Genomic DNA, 14454 nt, shown 5'->3' on the forward strand with positions numbered 1-14454 from the left:
CGTCCGATTCGGACGGACTACACGCGACGGGACAGCGACGCTCGCAGTTCGCCAGCGAGCTCCCGGTGGCCGTCCTCGGCGAGGCTGTCCGTGACGACCTTCACCGCGGCCGCGGCGCCGCCGACGTAGAGCCCCCCGCCGTCTTTCTCGACGACCACCACGTCGGTCACCTCGGCGACGGCCCGGAGGCTCGCGCGGGCGTCGTCGGTCAGGTCGCCCAGCAGGAACGTGAGTGTCGCGCCGTCGTCGGTGCCGCCGGCGACCGTCTCGCCCAGGGACTGATGCCGGGCCACCTCCCGCAGCGTCACGTCGGTCAGTTCCGCCACGGTGGGGCCGGGTTCGGTCTCCGCCCGCGTCGTCCGCTCGTCGCCGAGCGCGTCGGCCACCTTGACCACGTCGTGGGTCTCGCGGGTGTCGTGTGTGCGGATGATGTGGGCCCCGCGTTCGACTTCCATCGTCGCCGCGGCCAGTGACACGGCGAGCTGGTTCTCCGTCTCGGGCTGGTCGGCCAGGTCACCGAGGAAGTCCTCGCGGTTGGTCGCGGTGAGCATCGGCCGGTCGAAGGCGCGGAACTCCCGGAGGCGGCGGAACATCTCCCAGTTGTCCTCGAACTCCTTGCCGTCGTACCAGCCGCCGAAGGCCGGGTCGATGATTGTCCTGTCGGTGAACCCGTCGCGCTGGAGCGCCTCGAAGATGTCGTCGATGGTTTTCAGCGCGCCGGGCCTGGCCAGGTCCGGCGGGCTGGCCATCTTGACGACCGGCATGTCGTGGTCCTCGACGACGCCTTTCATGTCCGGGTCGGCGAAGCCACACACGTCGTTGATGAGGTCGAAGCCGTAACCGATGGCCTCCTCGGCGACCTCGGCGTAGCGCGTTTCGAGCGACAGCGGCACGTCGGCGTCGAGTTCGTCGACGAGCGGCGCGACCTCTTCGAGGCGGTCTTTCTCCATCTCGACCGGCTTGGACTCGTACTTGGGGTTTGCCGACTGGAGGCCGACGTCGATGATATCCGCGCCGGCGGGGACGAGGGTCTCCTCGATGGCGTCGGCGGCCGCCTCGGGGTCCAGATACACGCTCGGCTTGTACCCGGAGTTCGAACTCATGTTCAGCACGCTCATGACGCGAGTCGGGTGGCCATCGCCCACCGAGAGATCGTCGATTTCGACCGTGCGCATACCGCTCTCTGAGGACTGTGGCTACAAAGACCCCGCGACATTGGCGGGTAACGACACGACCCTCTCGGTCGGTGACGTGATTGACGGACTGCACTGCTGGCCGGCTATACAGTGTGTCAGTGCAGACTCCGGCACAGGACATCGAAACCGTGCTGGTGGAGTCGGGCCCGGACTACGAGGGGTTCCGGGTCGAAACGCCGGGCGGGGGCACCCAGAGCGATGTCCCCGTGGTGCCGCTACGCCACAGCGGCAAGGCGTAACGAGGTGGTTGTGAAGTTCAAGCCGCCGGGCGACGTCCCCTTCGCCGACGAGCCCGGCCTCGCGGTCCCCCGCGGGGAAGCCCAGTATCGCCAGCAGTTCGAGCGACTCGTCGTGGAGATACGGGCGGATTAGACCGTCTCGGGCGATTGTCCGCTGTCGACCAGGTCCCACACCGACTCCCAGTCCAGCGCCGTCTGTGCGCCGGTCGACTGCGCTGCGAGCGCGCCACAGGCGTTTGCGACTGCGAGTGCCCCCTCCGGATCGGTCCCGCGTGCGTCGGCGAGGAGATACCCGGCGGCGAACGCGTCGCCTGCGCCCGCGGTGTCGACCGGCTCTATGGGATACCCGGCGTTCGTGACCGTCCGGTCGTCCATATGGGCCGTCGCGCCGCAGTCCCCGTGTTTGACCACGACCGTCGACACTGTTTCGAAGAGCCCGCGGTCCCTGGCGTGGTCGGCCTCCCGGTCGTTACAGAACAGGATATCCGCGTGTGAGAGCACCGCCGAGTAATCCCGGAACGGGAGCCGGCGACCGGGGTCGAAGCTCACCGGGACGTCCGCACTTGCAGCGTCGCGTGCGAGCGTCGCGGCCGTCCCGGGGTCCTGACCGGTCAGGTGGAGATGGTCAGCCTCGGCCAGGGTCTCGGCCGGGAGGTCCGACGCGCAGAAGGCCTCGTTGGCCCCGTCGTTTCCGAGCACCGCGACGTCGCCGTTCCCGTCTACGATGAGGTACTTCACCGCCGTCGGCTGGTCCGATTCGACCAGCAGCGTCTCGACGCCGGTGGCCGTCAGTTCGCGCCGGGCCATGGTTCCGTGGTCGTCCCGCCCGACGCTACCGAGGACTACCGGGTCCGCCTCAAGTCCGGCGAGCGCGACGGCCACGTTCGACGCGCTCCCCCCGCTGGACTGTGACTGGTCGGTGATACGCCCCTCGCCGTCGGGCTTCGGGAAGTGGTCGACCCGGAGCGTCACGTCCCAGTTGACGTGGCCGGCACAGATGACGCGCATGTCCACCGCTGGGAGGGGCGCTGTGATAGCAGTTTCCCACCGAGATAATATGCAGCATATTTAACATCGACCGGAACTGACCGGCCCACATGATAGTGGTCCCCGATAGCTTCCTCCTCCTGAGCGGTCGGACCGGCACACAGCTACTGCGGACAGAGGTGACCGCGTAATGCGCCAGGGCGTTGCTGTGCTCGCCTGTCTGGTCGTAATCGGCTCGCTTCCGCCCGCTGTCGCCGGCGCGAGCGTCAACGCGTCCATCTCGAACGTCGAGGTGTCGCCCTCGACACCGGCACCGGGCGAAACCGTCACGTTCGAGACGACTGTCCGGAACCTCCAGAGCAGCGACGCGCCGCTCGAAATCAACGACATCGCAATCCGGAAGTCGGGCGGGAGAGGTGTCACAGAGTACGAACGCGTCTCGAACCTGGGTTCGATTTCGCCGGGCAGCACGCTGGAAGTACCGCTGACCGCCTCCTTTGATTCGTCCGGGAGCAAGGACCTCCGCGTCATCGTGTACGGCCGCGACCGCGGGACTGGGGAGAACGTCGAGCTCAAATATCCGGTCCAACTGAGCGTCCAGGACCGTCACCCGCAGGTGGATATCACGGCCAACGACTCCGTGGCCGGCGTCGAATCGGCCGGTCAGGTCACCGTCGCAAACGGACTCGACTCCCAGATAACGAACGTCGAAGTCGTCGTCGAGGGCGACGGCGTCGAGATGACGGAGAGCCGCACAGTCCGGTCAAGCGTCGCACAGAACGGGTCGATGACTGCCCCGTTTCGGTTCCGACCGGAATCCGCCGGCGAACACCCGCTGACCGCGACGGTTAGCTACACAGTCGACGGAGAGACCATCCGCGAGACGACCCGGACGACAGTCGTCGAGTCGGACCCGCTCCGGAACAGCGTGGAACTCGACACGACTGCGGTCGGCAGCGGTACCGACCGCGCACTGCGAGTCGCCGTCTCTAACGGGGCCAACGCTCCGCTATCGGATGTCATCGTGAGCGCGTCCTCCGAGAACGCGTCGTTCCAGCGCGTGCTGCTGGAAAACGTCTCGGCCAGCACGACCCGCCAGGTGCGACTGAACGCCACGATGGACGAGCCGCGTGCGGATGTCACCGTCACCGCCGACTACGAACTCGGGACCGACACGGAGCAGACGACCGCCGAGACGACGCTCCGGTCCGTCCCGGGAACGATAGACCTCACCGGTCTGGACGTGCTCCGGCAGGGGGGACGCCTCCAGATATCCGGGAGTGCAAGCAACGTCGGGTCGACAGGCGCGGACAGCGTCCTCGTCAGTGTCGTCGATACCGAGACGGTCACTCCGGCGACGCCGAACCGCGACTACTTCGTCGGCACGGTCCCGGCCAGTGACTTCGTCTCCTTCGACGTGTACGCCCGCACGGAGGGGAACGTCACGTCGGTGCCACTGGAAGTGACCTACCTCGTCGACGACACGCGGAAGCGACAGACGTTCGACGTAGCCATCGACCGGACGGGCGGCGTGGCACAGCAGCAGGGCGAGGACGGCGACAGCGGCGGCGGGAACCAGAACAGCATGTTGCCGGTGTTCATCGCCGGCGGGCTGGCCCTGCTGGTCGTCGTCGGTGTCCTCGTGCGCCGCTACCGCCGCGGTGACGACGATATCGAGGTATGACAGTCATCGACGCAGAGGGGCTGGTCAAGCGCTACCGCACCGGGGGCCAGACCCTGTACGCACTGGCGGGCATCGACTTCGCGCTCGAATCCGGCGAGTTCGTCTCGATCATGGGCCCCAGCGGCAGTGGCAAGACGACCCTGCTGAACATCCTCGGGCTGCTTGACACGCCGACAGAAGGGACTGTCCTGCTGGAGGGCCAGGACGTGACCGGCCTCGGCGACCGCAAGCGGACGTCGCTCCGCAAGCGGACCATCGGCTTCGTGTTCCAGCACTTCTATCTCCTGCCGACGCTGACTGCCGTCGAGAACGTCGAGGTCCCCCTGCTGTTGGACCGCGACCCGGAGGTCACGAACCGGGCCAGGTCGCTCCTAGAGCGGCTCGGGCTCGGCGACCGACTGGACCACAAGCCCGACGAACTCTCCGGCGGCCAGAAGCAACGCGTCGCCATCGCGCGCTCGCTCATCAACAGCCCGAAGGTCGTCCTCGCCGACGAGCCGACGGGCAACCTCGACAGCGGGACCGGGCGACAGATACTCGACGAGTTCCGCCGCATCGCCGACGAGGACGACGTGGCTATCGTCGCGGTCACCCACGACGACCTGGTCAACGAATACGTCGACCGGACCGTCCATCTGGTCGACGGCACCATCGGGAGGGAACGCAAGAATGGCGGGTAGGTTCTTCCCGGCCGCGCTGATGGCGCGACGCAACCTCACGCGGACGAAGATGCGGTCGCTGCTGGCGTCGCTTGGCATCGTCATCGGCGTCGTTGCCATCGCCTCCCTCGGGATGTTCGGCGTCGCGCTCCAGTACTCGTTCACTCAGAACCTCGGCGACGTCGGGAACCAGCTCACGGTGTACCCGAACTCCGGCGAGAACATCACTGAACTCACCGAACGGGATATCCGAGCCATCCGCAGAGAGGCAAGCCCGACAGCGACCGTCTCACCGGTAAAGACCCGCGTAGAGCCGGTGTCGTACAACCGGGAGGAGGCGGTCCGGGAAACGATATACGGCGTGGAGAACCCGGCGGAGTTGTACGAGGCCGAGGAGGGGCGGGTCTCGCCGTTCCGGACCGGCGCGCTCGTCGGGTCGAACGTCGCCGAGGAACACGACCTGCACCCGGGGGCGCAGATCACTATCAACGGGACCAACGTCCGTATCCGGGCCGTACTCGCGGAAGGCGACCCGTTCTCCTCGACGAACCCCGACAACCGGGTCATAGTGCCAGCGACCTCGTTCAGCCAGCGCGGCTACTCGGAGGTGTACATCACCGAGTCCACTGGGACGCGGGCCAACGAGACCGCCATGGGGATACGCGACTCGCTCAACGACCGCGAGCAGCGGGTCTTCGTCCAGGAACTGGGCACTCTCGTCGACACCATCGAACAGCAGTTCCAGATCATCAACACCGTCCTCGCCGGCATCGCATCGATATCGCTGCTGGTGGCCGGCATCTCGATTCTCAACGTCATGCTGATGTCCACCGTCGAACGCCGTGAGGAGATCGGCGTCCTCAGAGCGGTCGGCTACCAGAAGCGGGACGTCCTCAAAGTGATGTTGATGGAGGCGACGCTGCTCGGCTTCCTCGGTGGCATCGCCGGCGTCATCTTGAGCGTCGGCGCCGGGCTGGCGATAAACCACTACGCTGTCGGTGACGCGATGGCCGTCTTCAGGCTGCCAAACGCCTGGTACGTCGGCGCGGCGTTCTCCTTTGGAGTGCTGACGAGCATCGTCAGCGGCCTGTATCCGGCCTGGAAAGCGGCGAGCGAGGAACCGGTCGACGCGCTGCGCGGTTAGACCGTCGTGTTAACGCCCGGTTCCAGCAGCGGGTCGGTCCGGTCGACCGACAGCGAGTCGAACTGTGCGAGCCAGCCCTCGTCGCCGCGCTCGAAGGCCTCCAGCGCGTCACCGACGGTGTAGGTCCGTTCCTCGTCCGAGCACGGGAACACGCCCTCCAGGTCGTCGCCATCGTAGATAGCCAGCGAGACGACCGGGAACACGACAACGTCGTCGACGCGGTCCATCCCGACGTAGGTCCGGTTCCGCCGCTCGAAGGCCGGTTCGAGCGAGTGGCCGTTCCGGCCCGCCCAGTTCATGAACTCCTCGTAGGTCTGGATGGCCTCGGACCGCTTGTCCTCCGCCATCGTCCGGATTCGCTGCCACTCTCCGGCGACCATCGACTCGCTGAACACGCCGTTGGCCTCCAGTCGTTTGACCCGATTGAGCACCTGTTGCTGTGCGTCGAACGTTCCGTAGGTATCTCCTCGAAGATACAGTTCCGCCCGAAGGTGTGTGTCCCCTGTCATAGCTTTCTCATCGCTAGCTTCTCCAGATACCCTCAAAACTCTTTCCCAGTAACACGTGCTACCATACAGCATAGAAGCCGTTGTAGGAATTGCAGTTCTGAGCGCCTCTGTAACCATAATATGAGGTATTATGCTGAATAGTGTAACCCCTTATATTGTTGGTGTATCTACAGTAATTTTCCCCCTCGGTCGATGCCTAATTCGATAGCTGTCGAATAAATCTGGACTGTGTTCTATCCGGTTTAAACAACCAGTTCGAAAAACCATAAGAAAGAGTATACTTGTCTGGCCGGTGCTTTGGTGCTCAGGCAGTCCTGTGAGGAACTGTTCACGATTGCACTGGCCTGCCTACCGCCGGCAGTGTTTGGTGCAGGTCCCGATGTGGGCACTACGTGTGTCTGCGATTTTTGCCGGTTCACGAACCGCCGCGCCCGAGAATATTCGATAGCTGCCGAAATCACAGCCCTCATGCGTCGAAAACACGGTGAGTTGCGCCACCGCTTCGCTCGGGCGGTTTGGGTCTTAGTTCGTTCCGCTCGCCGCTCACGTTTCGCGGTTCCCACCCACGCTGGTCGCTCACACCGTTTGCAGTTTCACTGCTCGCTACTTCGAGAGCCGCTCACCGATTCGCCTGTCTCGCAGCCGAGACCGCTCACCGATTCGCCTGTCTCGCAGCCGAGACCGCTCACCGGTTCAATCGTCTCGCGGGTCGCTCCGCTCCCCGCTCGACTGTTCGAGGTCGCTGCGCGACCTCGCTAGTCATCCGCGCTCGCTTCCGCACCACTCGAAACGACGTCGATTTCACCGGCGTCCAGTTCCGCTTCGATTTCCCGGGCCGCCTGCACCATGTTCTCCATCTTGCCGTAGGCGACCTCGCGGGGCAGGAGCTTCACGCCACAGTCCGGGGAGACGGTGAGACGCTCGGGCGGGACGACTTCAAGGCCCTTCTTGATGTTGTCCTTGATCTCCTCGACGGACTCGACTTCGGCCGTGTGAGCGTCCAGCACGCCCATGGCGAAGTCCTTCGTGAACTCGTGGTCCTTGAACACGTCGAGCTGGTCGTAGTCGCCGTTGGCCAGTTCCAGGTCGTACTCGTGGACCGGGTAATCGAGGATTTCGGGATAGATACGCGAGTAATCGCCGTAACAGACGTGCAGGCCGAGGCGCACGTCGTCGGGAATCTCGTCGACGATGCGCTCCAGACACTCGCCGACGATGGCGTGGTCGTCCGGCGTCGTGGCCAGCGCGGGCTCGTCGATCTGGATGTAGCGGGCGCCGGCCTCGACGAGCGCCTCTATCTCCTCGTTGACGAGGTCCGCAAGCTCGTAGGCCAGTTGCTCCTCGCTGTCGTACACCTCGTTGAACGACCAGTTCGCCAGCGTGTACGGGCCCGTGATGGGGACTTTGACCGGGCGCTCGGCGACCTCGTCGGTGAACTCGAACTCCTCGACGAGCCACTGCTCGTCGTACTCGACCTCGTCGGCGACGCTCGGCTTGTCGAAGTAGTTGTGGCCCCACACCTTCACGCGGCCGTTGAACTCGTAGCCGTCGATGCGGTGGGCGAAGTACTCCACCATCTCGTTGCGGCGCATCTCGCCGTCGCAGATGACGTCCAGCCCCGCGCGCTCGTGCTCGTGGGTGATGAGCCGCGAGGCGTCGTCTTTCGATTCTTCCCACTCGTCTTCGCCGAAGTCGGCGTCCTCGTCCTCGAACAGCTCGCGGGCACGGTCGTGCCACTTGGGCTTGGGGTAGGAGCCGACGACGGTCGTCAGCAGGAAGTGGTCGTTCGGGTGATCCGCCGGCTTGAACTGGTCTCGTGGTCCTGTCATTGGTTATGCCTCCGCCGCCTCCAGGTCCGCGGCGTTTGCGAGGGCTTCGAGCTTGTCTTCGAACTTGTTCACCGGGAGGTAGAACGTCTCCGTGTTCGCCGTCGCGTAGACGGTGTCGTAGGCGGTGTTGGTCTGCTGTTCGAACCAGTCGATGCGGTCCCGGATCGTCTCGGGGGACTCGACGAGCGTGTTCTGGCCGTCGACGACGCCCAGCGCAACGTCGTCCTTGGTGCCGTACTCCTGAACGTTGTAGACGGTCTGGTCGTGGCTCGAAACGAGGTCGAAGCCGATGGCGTCCACGGCGGCGTCCATCAGGTGCGCGTAGGCCTTCTCCTCGATTGCACCCCAGTAGGTGTGGGCGACGACCTCGGCGTCGGCGGCCGAGGCGACGGCGTCGATTGCCTCGGCGGCGCGTTCGTCCTCGCCGTCGGCGGGGGCGTTCTCGACCAGCGACGGTTCGAGCAGGAACAGCGTCTCGACCTCGGGGAAGGCGTTCACTTCTTCGACGAGGAAGTCGGCGATAGCGTCGAGGAACTCGGCGTCGTCGCCGTAGTGCTCGTCGGTCGCGAGGTCCGCGAGCGAGTAGGGGCCAGGAAGGACGGCCTGCAGCCCCGAGTCGACGAGGTCGGCCGCGGCACCGAGGTCTGCGGCGACGTCGCCGCCGTCAGCACTGAGGTCACCTTGCACGACCGGCTCTCGGTAGAAGTTGTTGTTGTCGTAGTAGCGAACGATGCCTTTCGTCTCCACGCTGTCGTGGACCGCGAGCGGGTGCGCGAGCATGTCGTCCCAGCGGAGTTGGCCCTCGACTACGCGGTCGAGTCCGGCGTCCTGCTGGATGGAGATGACTTCCGCGCGTGCCTCGTCGTAGGCCGCGACGACCTCGCCGGACTCGTCGCCCGAGATGAGGTCGGTCTTCTGATGGCCTTTCAGATCTGCCAGTTCGTCCTTGGCCCAGTCCGGGAGCGGAAAGAGCCCAGGGGTCGTGGCGATTACCTGTGTCATTGCCGTGAGGTAGGAAATGATGGGCTTTAATATTTCCTATTCGATTAAATGCTCAGCAGTAATTAATCACGATAGAACCGCAGGACGACGAGCGCTTCGTATGGGTGTTTCTCACTGGCAAGCTGTTCGCTCGCCAGGCCGTGTTCGGCCGCGTACGCTCGCACTGCCTTCGGGTCAGTGAGACTGCTGACGAGGACGAGCGCCTCGCCGCTCGGGGCCAGCACGCGCTCGACGGTTTCGAGGAACGGGTCGACGAGCCGGCGGCCGTCGTCGCCCCCCGACAGCGCGTGTTCCATCCAGTCGTCCCACTCCTGCTCGGGCGGCGTCGGCAAATACGGCGGGTTGAAGGCCACGAGGTCGAAGGCGTCCGTCCGGAACGGGTCGACGAGGTTCCCGCGGACGACCGGGACACCGTTGTCGGCCGCCTCTCGACACGCCAGCGGACTCACGTCGACCCCGACCGCTTGAGCGCCTGCCTCGGCGAGCGTCGCGGCGACGTAGCCGGAGCCAGTTCCCACGTCGAGGATTGTGTCGCCCGCTTGGACTCGCTTCCGGGCCGTCCGTGCCAGCAGGTCCGAGTCCTCCGCCGGCTGGTACACCGACGCCACGTCCCGCTGGTCGGCCAGCGACGGGCGGTCGCCGGAGTCGCCGTCGCCGTCTGCGTCGCGGTCGCTCGTCTCCTCGCCCATCTCAGGCCTCCGGCTGGCCGGCCTCGGCGGCGAGCGTCGCCAGCGTGGCGAAATCGGCCGGCGTGAGCTTCCCGGCACGGGCGCTCATGAGGTCCTCGTCGGCGGCCTCGACTACCGCGTCGGGGTCGCCCAGCCCGGAGATGTGGGCCGTGTTGCGGACGGCGTTGCGCATCGTCTTCCGGCGCTGGGTGAACACCGCCTTCAGGAACTCCATGAAGAAGTCGTCACTGGGGACGGTGTAGTCGGGCTGTCGCGGCGTCGTCCGGACGAGCGCGCTCGTGACGCGGGGTTGCGGGTCGAACGCTTCCGGCGGGACCGTCTCGACGACCTCCACGTCGGCGTAGTGGCCCGCCGTGACCGAGAGCCGCCCGTAGTCGTCCGTCGCCGGGTCGGCGGCCATCCGTTCGGCGAACTCCCGCTGGAACATCAACAGGAGCGGGCGCTGCTCCGGCAGCAACCGAAAGGCGATCTCCGACGACGCGCCGTACGGGAGATTCGAGATGCTGGCGGTGAACTCCGGCAGGTCGACCTCGAGGGCGTCGCCCTCGACGACGGTGAGACGGTCAGCCGCGATTTCCTCGGCGAACTCCTCGCGGAGGTGGGCCGCGAACTCCGGGTCGCGTTCGATTGCGGTCACGCGCTCAGCCGCCGCGAGCAAGCGGTCCGTCAGCGCGCCGGGGCCCGCGCCGATCTCCAGCACGTGCGAGAGGTCGACGTCGGCGTCGGTCGCGTACTCCGGAATCCGGTCTAGCACCCGGTCGTCGACGAGGAAGTGCTGGTCCTGCCGGGTGTCGGCCCGTTTGCCGGCCCGCCGGACGAGTGCGTCGGGGTCCCGAGTCCCTGTCTCTGTCGTAGTCATTAGTGAGCCGTAGCGGGTCGCGGTAGAAAAGGGTCGCCTTATATCGTTGCCTGTAACTCGGTGCCGATATTCGCCGCCCCGAGGGGGCAATGTTTCTCACGTGACCGACAGGATTACGAGGACTGTTCCTCGCGGCGGACGAACAGCCGGTACTTCAGGTCGTCGTCCTGTAGCTCTTCGAGTATCCGCTCGACCAGCGTCTCCTTGGGGCTGTGGAGGCCGCTGACCCGCTCTTCGAGGTCCTCGAAGCTCTCGAAGGGCTTTCGCTTTCGCTCGTCGAGAATCGTGTTCCGGAGCTTCTTCCCGATGCCCGGCAGGAGGTTCAGCTGGTGGAGCCGCAGCGTGATGGGCTGGGCGTCGTTGTAGAAGTCGACGAAGCGCTGTTCGTTCGCTTCGACGATCTCCTCGACGGCGTAGTCGAGTTCGGACCGGGCACCGCTCGGGATGTCCTCGAACTCGACTTCCGTCACGCGGCCGAACTCCGTCAGATCGACGCGGTCGCCGAACGCGATGTCGACGTCCTTGTCTTCGAGCTGGAGTTCGTAGATATAGAACTCCGCGAGGTCCAGCGCGTACGCGAGCGGCTCCTTCTGGTGCTGTGGCCGGTCGTCTCCGGGCCGCCCGTGTGGGAGGACATCGAGGACAGCCGCCATCATAGTGTCACCGCCGCTCTCCGATTCAGTCATGTCACGCAGTACGAGCAGAGCACACTTAATGCCGGTGGATGCCCGGAACCGCTTCACGGAGCGCCGTCTCCTCTCGGTCCCCGACATCGGAAAGCGAAGCCCACGGCACAGCGGTCGCCGCGGGGCAGAGAGAAAGAGCGGCGAACGGCCGAACTGACGCCGTCGTTACGCGTACTGCTTGACGATGTTGAGAATCTCGTCGAGTTCGTCGCCGTCGAGCGTGTACCGCTCCTGTGCGAACACGGCCCGGAGCTCGTCTCGGTCCAGCGGCCGCAGGTTCGCGATCTTGTAGGCCGTCGGCGTGTCGACCTTCTCGAGCTGTTCGAGGTCCTCGACCAGTTGCAGCGACTCCTCGGGGTCGAGGACGGCAAAGCGGTTGACGTGCTCGATGGCCCGCTTGAGCTCGTAGCGCATCTCGCGGTCCTCCTCCGCGGCCCGCTCCATTTCGAGGTCTTCGAGTATCTCCTTGGTCTCCGCGACGGTGAGATACTCCTCGCTGACCTTCTCTTTGAAGATCGTCATTCTTGCCGGCGCAGGTGCGCAGCAGTGACGATGATGGTCTTTGCTTTGCCACCATCGACGATGTCGACCTTGTAGGCGTCACCCTGCTTCCCCTCGACGGTTCCGGTCTGGCCGTCGAACCGCGGGTGGAAGCGCCCGTTGGGAACGGACGGGTCGATCTTGAGGTGGACTTTCTCGCCGGCGTCGAACTCTTCGACGGCGCGCTGGGGCGGCGAGGTGCCGCGGTCGCGAGGCTTGTTCTTGAGCTTGTCTCGTGTTCCTTCGAGGGGTCCGTTTGAACTAGGCATTCTTGGTCCTCGCTAATCCGGTCGCCCTAATAAAACGTGCGTTCCGCGGCCGCCGCTGGTCGCGCTCTTGCAGTCGCTACGGACTCGAGTGGAAAACTGCGGCGGCGAGTCGATTACAGGCGGCCGGTGCTCTCGACGGAGACCGACTCGACGTCGTCGACGTTCGCAAATGCCTCTTCGACGGCTTCCGTTCCACCGGTGTCGTCGGGGACGATGACAGTCGGCGTCAGCGCGACGAGGCCAAAGGCGACGTCCTCGCGCTCGAACCCGTTGATCTTCGTTCCTTCCGGAAGCACGCCCTCGAGACGCTCCTGCAGGTCGTCGAGGTCGACTTCGGGGCTCTCCGGCATGACCTTGATCTTGGCTGCTACCTTCCCCATCGTTATGGTCCCATGAAGCCGCAGTCGGGGCACTTGTAGAGGTTGCTCTGCTTCCGGCAGGTGGCACAGCGGTAGATCTGCTGGCCACAGTCCGGGCACTTGAAGCGGGCAGCGTTCGTGCCGGCGATGTTGATGCCACACGAGACGCACTTGCGCGCCTGTTTCTGTTGGCTCTCGCTCATACCACTCCGTATCCGACCGCGGCTTTTAACGATTGCCAAACGCGACTGCCACCGCGAGGGACTGCCACGACCCTAGTTCCCGGGCAGGATGTCCCCGAGCGCAGCGCCGATGGCCATCGGGACGAACGCCACCGCACAGATGCAGGCCGACTCGTAGACGACCGCGGGGTCGGTCGACCACTCGACCAACCCCCAGCCGGTAAGGAGCGCGACGGAGACGACGAGTGCCGTCCCGGTGACGCCGACGAGCCGCCGCGGCACGATTCCCAGTATCCGATTTGCGACCCGTACGTCCTGAAAGTCGGCGACGTACAGGATCGAGATGACCAGCGCGACGGCGATAACCAGCGTCGCGACGAGATACAGCGGGTGCTGGGCGATGTGCAGTCCGGCATCGACCGTCCCGCCTTCGACGGCCATCGGAATCCCGAAAAGCAGCGAGCCGAGCAGCGCCTCCGCGAGGTCGGACCGATTGAAGCCCCAGACGACACGGCCGAAGGTCGCGGGTTCGTGGTCCTGTGAGTCCGCGGCCGCGCGCATCGCGTCCCGGACCTGCCGTCGCTCGTCCTCGGAGTCGACGAGCTTTTCTAGCTCCTGGAGCTCGTCGAACAGCGTCGCGAACTCGTTGTCCGCCGTGTCTAGTTCGGCCGGTGGGTCCCGCTGTTCGCTCATCTGAACTCGGACTCGCTCCCTCGCGTTGGCACGTCGGGGTCCGGGTCGGCGCCGGCAATCGGGGTGCCGTCCTCCCAGACGTAGAACCCCTCGCCGGTGACGACGCCCAGCTGTCCGTCCTCGACCTTCCGTCGGAGCAACGGCGGCGGCTCGAACCGCTCGTCGAGCCGCTCGGCGAGGTCCTCGAGCGCCGTTATCACCGTTTCAAGCCCGTGCCTGTCGGCGCGGACGAGCGGGCCGTCGCGGTCCGACTGCCCGCGTTCGAACGTCCGGTCGATATCGCGAACGCCGGCGACGCGGTCCTCGACCATCCGAACGGCCTCGGCGATGGTGGCGAGTTCGAGGCGCAGCGCGGCGAACCCCGGCGTGTCGCGGACGACGACCGGCGACGCGTCCAGTCCTGCGACGAAGTCGGTGGCTCGGTCCCGGGTCGCCGCCGTCGTCTGCTCGGCGATGACCACCTCGACGATAGCGCCGTCCGGCGGGTCGACGAGGTTGAGACCGACTGCCCGGTCCGGGCTCCGCAGGCCGGTCGCGACTGCGGTCACCGACAGCGACGTGTCACTGACGGCGATGAGCGTCTCCGCCTCGACCATGGTCTCCGTTTCGGCGACCACTTCCCTGTGGCTGTCCGTCCCTCCATCGGTTGCGTCGATGACGATATCGCTGCCGCTGACAGCGCTTTCCAGTCCAGTGGTTCCGTCGATGCCAGCCGAGACATCCCCGTTGAGTGCGTGTCGTATTTCGTCGACCCGGTCCATCACGTCCGACGCATCCGTCCCCCGGAGACGCACCTCGTGGCCCGCACGGACACATCGCTGTGCGATATCCCGCCCCCGCTGTCCGGTTCCGAGTACCGCCACAATCATGACTGAATCACTGTACGCTCCGGGTTAAGCCTTTACGCCACGGGCTGTCACGGTCCCGT

19 protein-coding genes are annotated in these 14454 nt (G+C 65.6%); 5 read left to right on the top strand and 14 right to left on the bottom strand.

The genetic code is table 11. From position 1 onward, the window contains the following. Positions 1-17 precede the first annotated feature (17 nt). Positions 18-1175 carry a dihydropteroate synthase gene (locus tag KZ498_RS08130; protein WP_312618187.1) on the bottom strand — a complete coding sequence of 386 codons (1158 nt, stop codon included), beginning with the start codon at positions 1173-1175 and terminating at the stop codon, positions 18-20. Between the two features lie 113 nt (positions 1176-1288). On the opposite strand from KZ498_RS08130, the gene KZ498_RS08135 reads away from it, so the two are divergent. Further along, positions 1289-1435: a hypothetical protein gene (locus tag KZ498_RS08135; protein WP_312618188.1), complete on the top strand. Its 147-nt coding sequence runs from the start codon at positions 1289-1291 to the stop codon at positions 1433-1435. Between the two features lie 10 nt (positions 1436-1445). After that, positions 1446-1568: a hypothetical protein gene (locus tag KZ498_RS08140; protein ID WP_312618189.1), complete on the top strand. Its 123-nt coding sequence runs from the start codon at positions 1446-1448 to the stop codon at positions 1566-1568. Here the strand turns inward: KZ498_RS08140 and KZ498_RS08145 are convergent. Then, entirely contained in the window at positions 1565-2443 is an 879-nt protein-coding gene (locus KZ498_RS08145) for a PfkB family carbohydrate kinase (RefSeq protein WP_312618190.1), read from the bottom strand. The genes KZ498_RS08140 and KZ498_RS08145 overlap by 4 nt on opposite strands. Positions 2444-2612: 169 nt before the next feature. Between KZ498_RS08145 and KZ498_RS08150 the strand changes: the two genes are divergently transcribed. Genes KZ498_RS08150 through KZ498_RS08160 form a run of 3 tightly spaced genes read left to right on the top strand, consistent with a single transcriptional unit; the run spans position 2613 to position 5909 of the window. Next, complete coding sequence (locus tag KZ498_RS08150) at positions 2613-4106, top strand: hypothetical protein (RefSeq protein WP_312618191.1); 1494 nt, start codon at positions 2613-2615, stop codon at positions 4104-4106. After that, complete coding sequence (locus KZ498_RS08155) at positions 4103-4786, top strand: ABC transporter ATP-binding protein (RefSeq protein WP_312618192.1); 684 nt, start codon at positions 4103-4105, stop codon at positions 4784-4786. Before KZ498_RS08150 ends, KZ498_RS08155 begins: the two co-directional genes overlap by 4 nt. Then, entirely contained in the window at positions 4776-5909 is a 1134-nt protein-coding gene (locus KZ498_RS08160) for an ABC transporter permease (protein WP_312618193.1), read from the top strand. The genes KZ498_RS08155 and KZ498_RS08160 overlap by 11 nt, the downstream gene beginning before the upstream one ends. On the opposite strand, the gene KZ498_RS08165 is transcribed toward KZ498_RS08160, so the two are convergent. The 12 genes from KZ498_RS08165 to KZ498_RS08220 all read right to left on the bottom strand — a co-directional run bounded on the left by KZ498_RS08165 (position 5906) and on the right by KZ498_RS08220 (position 14395). Next, positions 5906-6418, bottom strand: coding sequence for an HTH domain-containing protein (locus KZ498_RS08165; protein ID WP_312618194.1), 513 nt, complete (start codon positions 6416-6418; stop codon positions 5906-5908). The two genes, KZ498_RS08160 and KZ498_RS08165, sit on opposite strands and share 4 nt — an antisense overlap. A gap of 755 nt (positions 6419-7173) precedes the next feature. Continuing rightward, positions 7174-8247 (bottom strand): methionine synthase, encoded by a 1074-nt coding sequence (locus KZ498_RS08170; protein WP_312618195.1) that lies wholly within the window; start codon positions 8245-8247, stop codon positions 7174-7176. Positions 8248-8250: 3 nt separating this feature from the next. Then, on the bottom strand, positions 8251-9249 hold the full coding sequence (locus tag KZ498_RS08175) for a 5-methyltetrahydropteroyltriglutamate--homocysteine methyltransferase (RefSeq protein ID WP_312618196.1): 999 nt from the start codon (positions 9247-9249) through the stop codon (positions 8251-8253). Positions 9250-9311: 62 nt separating this feature from the next. Continuing rightward, positions 9312-9938 carry a HemK2/MTQ2 family protein methyltransferase gene (locus KZ498_RS08180; RefSeq protein WP_312618197.1) on the bottom strand — a complete coding sequence of 209 codons (627 nt, stop codon included), beginning with the start codon at positions 9936-9938 and terminating at the stop codon, positions 9312-9314. A 1-nt stretch (position 9939) separates the two neighbouring features. Beyond that, a complete protein-coding gene (locus KZ498_RS08185) occupies positions 9940-10797 on the bottom strand; it encodes a 16S ribosomal RNA methyltransferase A (RefSeq protein WP_312618198.1) in 858 nt (285 codons plus the stop codon). Positions 10798-10910: 113 nt separating this feature from the next. Then, positions 10911-11483, bottom strand: a complete 573-nt coding sequence (locus KZ498_RS08190) for a DUF655 domain-containing protein (protein WP_312618199.1) — start codon at positions 11481-11483, stop codon at positions 10911-10913. A 165-nt stretch (positions 11484-11648) separates the two neighbouring features. Continuing rightward, positions 11649-12005, bottom strand: coding sequence for an RNA polymerase Rpb4 family protein (locus tag KZ498_RS08195; protein WP_312618200.1), 357 nt, complete (start codon positions 12003-12005; stop codon positions 11649-11651). Continuing rightward, complete coding sequence (locus tag KZ498_RS08200) at positions 12002-12292, bottom strand: 50S ribosomal protein L21e (RefSeq protein ID WP_312618201.1); 291 nt, start codon at positions 12290-12292, stop codon at positions 12002-12004. The genes KZ498_RS08195 and KZ498_RS08200 overlap by 4 nt, the downstream gene beginning before the upstream one ends. A 113-nt stretch (positions 12293-12405) precedes the next feature. Then, on the bottom strand, positions 12406-12672 hold the full coding sequence (locus KZ498_RS08205) for an elongation factor 1-beta (RefSeq protein WP_004593354.1): 267 nt from the start codon (positions 12670-12672) through the stop codon (positions 12406-12408). Between the two features lie 2 nt (positions 12673-12674). Beyond that, positions 12675-12854 (bottom strand): HVO_2753 family zinc finger protein, encoded by a 180-nt coding sequence (locus tag KZ498_RS08210; protein ID WP_312618202.1) that lies wholly within the window; start codon positions 12852-12854, stop codon positions 12675-12677. Positions 12855-12926: 72 nt separating this feature from the next. Beyond that, positions 12927-13526, bottom strand: a complete 600-nt coding sequence (locus KZ498_RS08215; protein WP_312618203.1) for a DUF2391 family protein — start codon at positions 13524-13526, stop codon at positions 12927-12929. Beyond that, entirely contained in the window at positions 13523-14395 is an 873-nt protein-coding gene (locus KZ498_RS08220; RefSeq protein WP_312618204.1) for a 3-hydroxyacyl-CoA dehydrogenase family protein, read from the bottom strand. Before KZ498_RS08220 ends, KZ498_RS08215 begins: the two co-directional genes overlap by 4 nt. Positions 14396-14454 lie beyond the last annotated feature (59 nt).

The sequence above is a fragment of the Haloarcula sp. 1CSR25-25 genome (assembly GCF_032027985.1).
In the GTDB taxonomy this organism is placed as follows: Archaea; Halobacteriota; Halobacteria; order Halobacteriales; family Haloarculaceae; genus Haloarcula.

Coding starts and splice junctions, on each gene's coding strand:
- KZ498_RS08155 (WP_312618192.1), top strand. CDS start 4,103: ATGACAGTCATCGACGCAGAGGGGCTGGTCAAGCGCTACCGCACCGGG.
- KZ498_RS08145 (WP_312618190.1), bottom strand. CDS start 2,443: ATGCGCGTCATCTGTGCCGGCCACGTCAACTGGGACGTGACGCTCCGG.
- KZ498_RS08175 (WP_312618196.1), bottom strand. CDS start 9,249: ATGACACAGGTAATCGCCACGACCCCTGGGCTCTTTCCGCTCCCGGAC.
- KZ498_RS08185 (WP_312618198.1), bottom strand. CDS start 10,797: ATGACTACGACAGAGACAGGGACTCGGGACCCCGACGCACTCGTCCGG.
- KZ498_RS08165 (WP_312618194.1), bottom strand. CDS start 6,418: ATGACAGGGGACACACACCTTCGGGCGGAACTGTATCTTCGAGGAGAT.
- KZ498_RS08210 (WP_312618202.1), bottom strand. CDS start 12,854: ATGAGCGAGAGCCAACAGAAACAGGCGCGCAAGTGCGTCTCGTGTGGC.
- KZ498_RS08150 (WP_312618191.1), top strand. CDS start 2,613: ATGCGCCAGGGCGTTGCTGTGCTCGCCTGTCTGGTCGTAATCGGCTCG.
- KZ498_RS08170 (WP_312618195.1), bottom strand. CDS start 8,247: ATGACAGGACCACGAGACCAGTTCAAGCCGGCGGATCACCCGAACGAC.
- KZ498_RS08160 (WP_312618193.1), top strand. CDS start 4,776: ATGGCGGGTAGGTTCTTCCCGGCCGCGCTGATGGCGCGACGCAACCTC.
- KZ498_RS08215 (WP_312618203.1), bottom strand. CDS start 13,526: ATGAGCGAACAGCGGGACCCACCGGCCGAACTAGACACGGCGGACAAC.
- KZ498_RS08190 (WP_312618199.1), bottom strand. CDS start 11,483: ATGACTGAATCGGAGAGCGGCGGTGACACTATGATGGCGGCTGTCCTC.
- KZ498_RS08200 (WP_312618201.1), bottom strand. CDS start 12,292: ATGCCTAGTTCAAACGGACCCCTCGAAGGAACACGAGACAAGCTCAAG.
- KZ498_RS08180 (WP_312618197.1), bottom strand. CDS start 9,938: ATGGGCGAGGAGACGAGCGACCGCGACGCAGACGGCGACGGCGACTCC.
- KZ498_RS08220 (WP_312618204.1), bottom strand. CDS start 14,395: ATGATTGTGGCGGTACTCGGAACCGGACAGCGGGGGCGGGATATCGCA.
- KZ498_RS08130 (WP_312618187.1), bottom strand. CDS start 1,175: ATGCGCACGGTCGAAATCGACGATCTCTCGGTGGGCGATGGCCACCCG.
- KZ498_RS08195 (WP_312618200.1), bottom strand. CDS start 12,005: ATGACGATCTTCAAAGAGAAGGTCAGCGAGGAGTATCTCACCGTCGCG.
- KZ498_RS08205 (WP_004593354.1), bottom strand. CDS start 12,672: ATGGGGAAGGTAGCAGCCAAGATCAAGGTCATGCCGGAGAGCCCCGAA.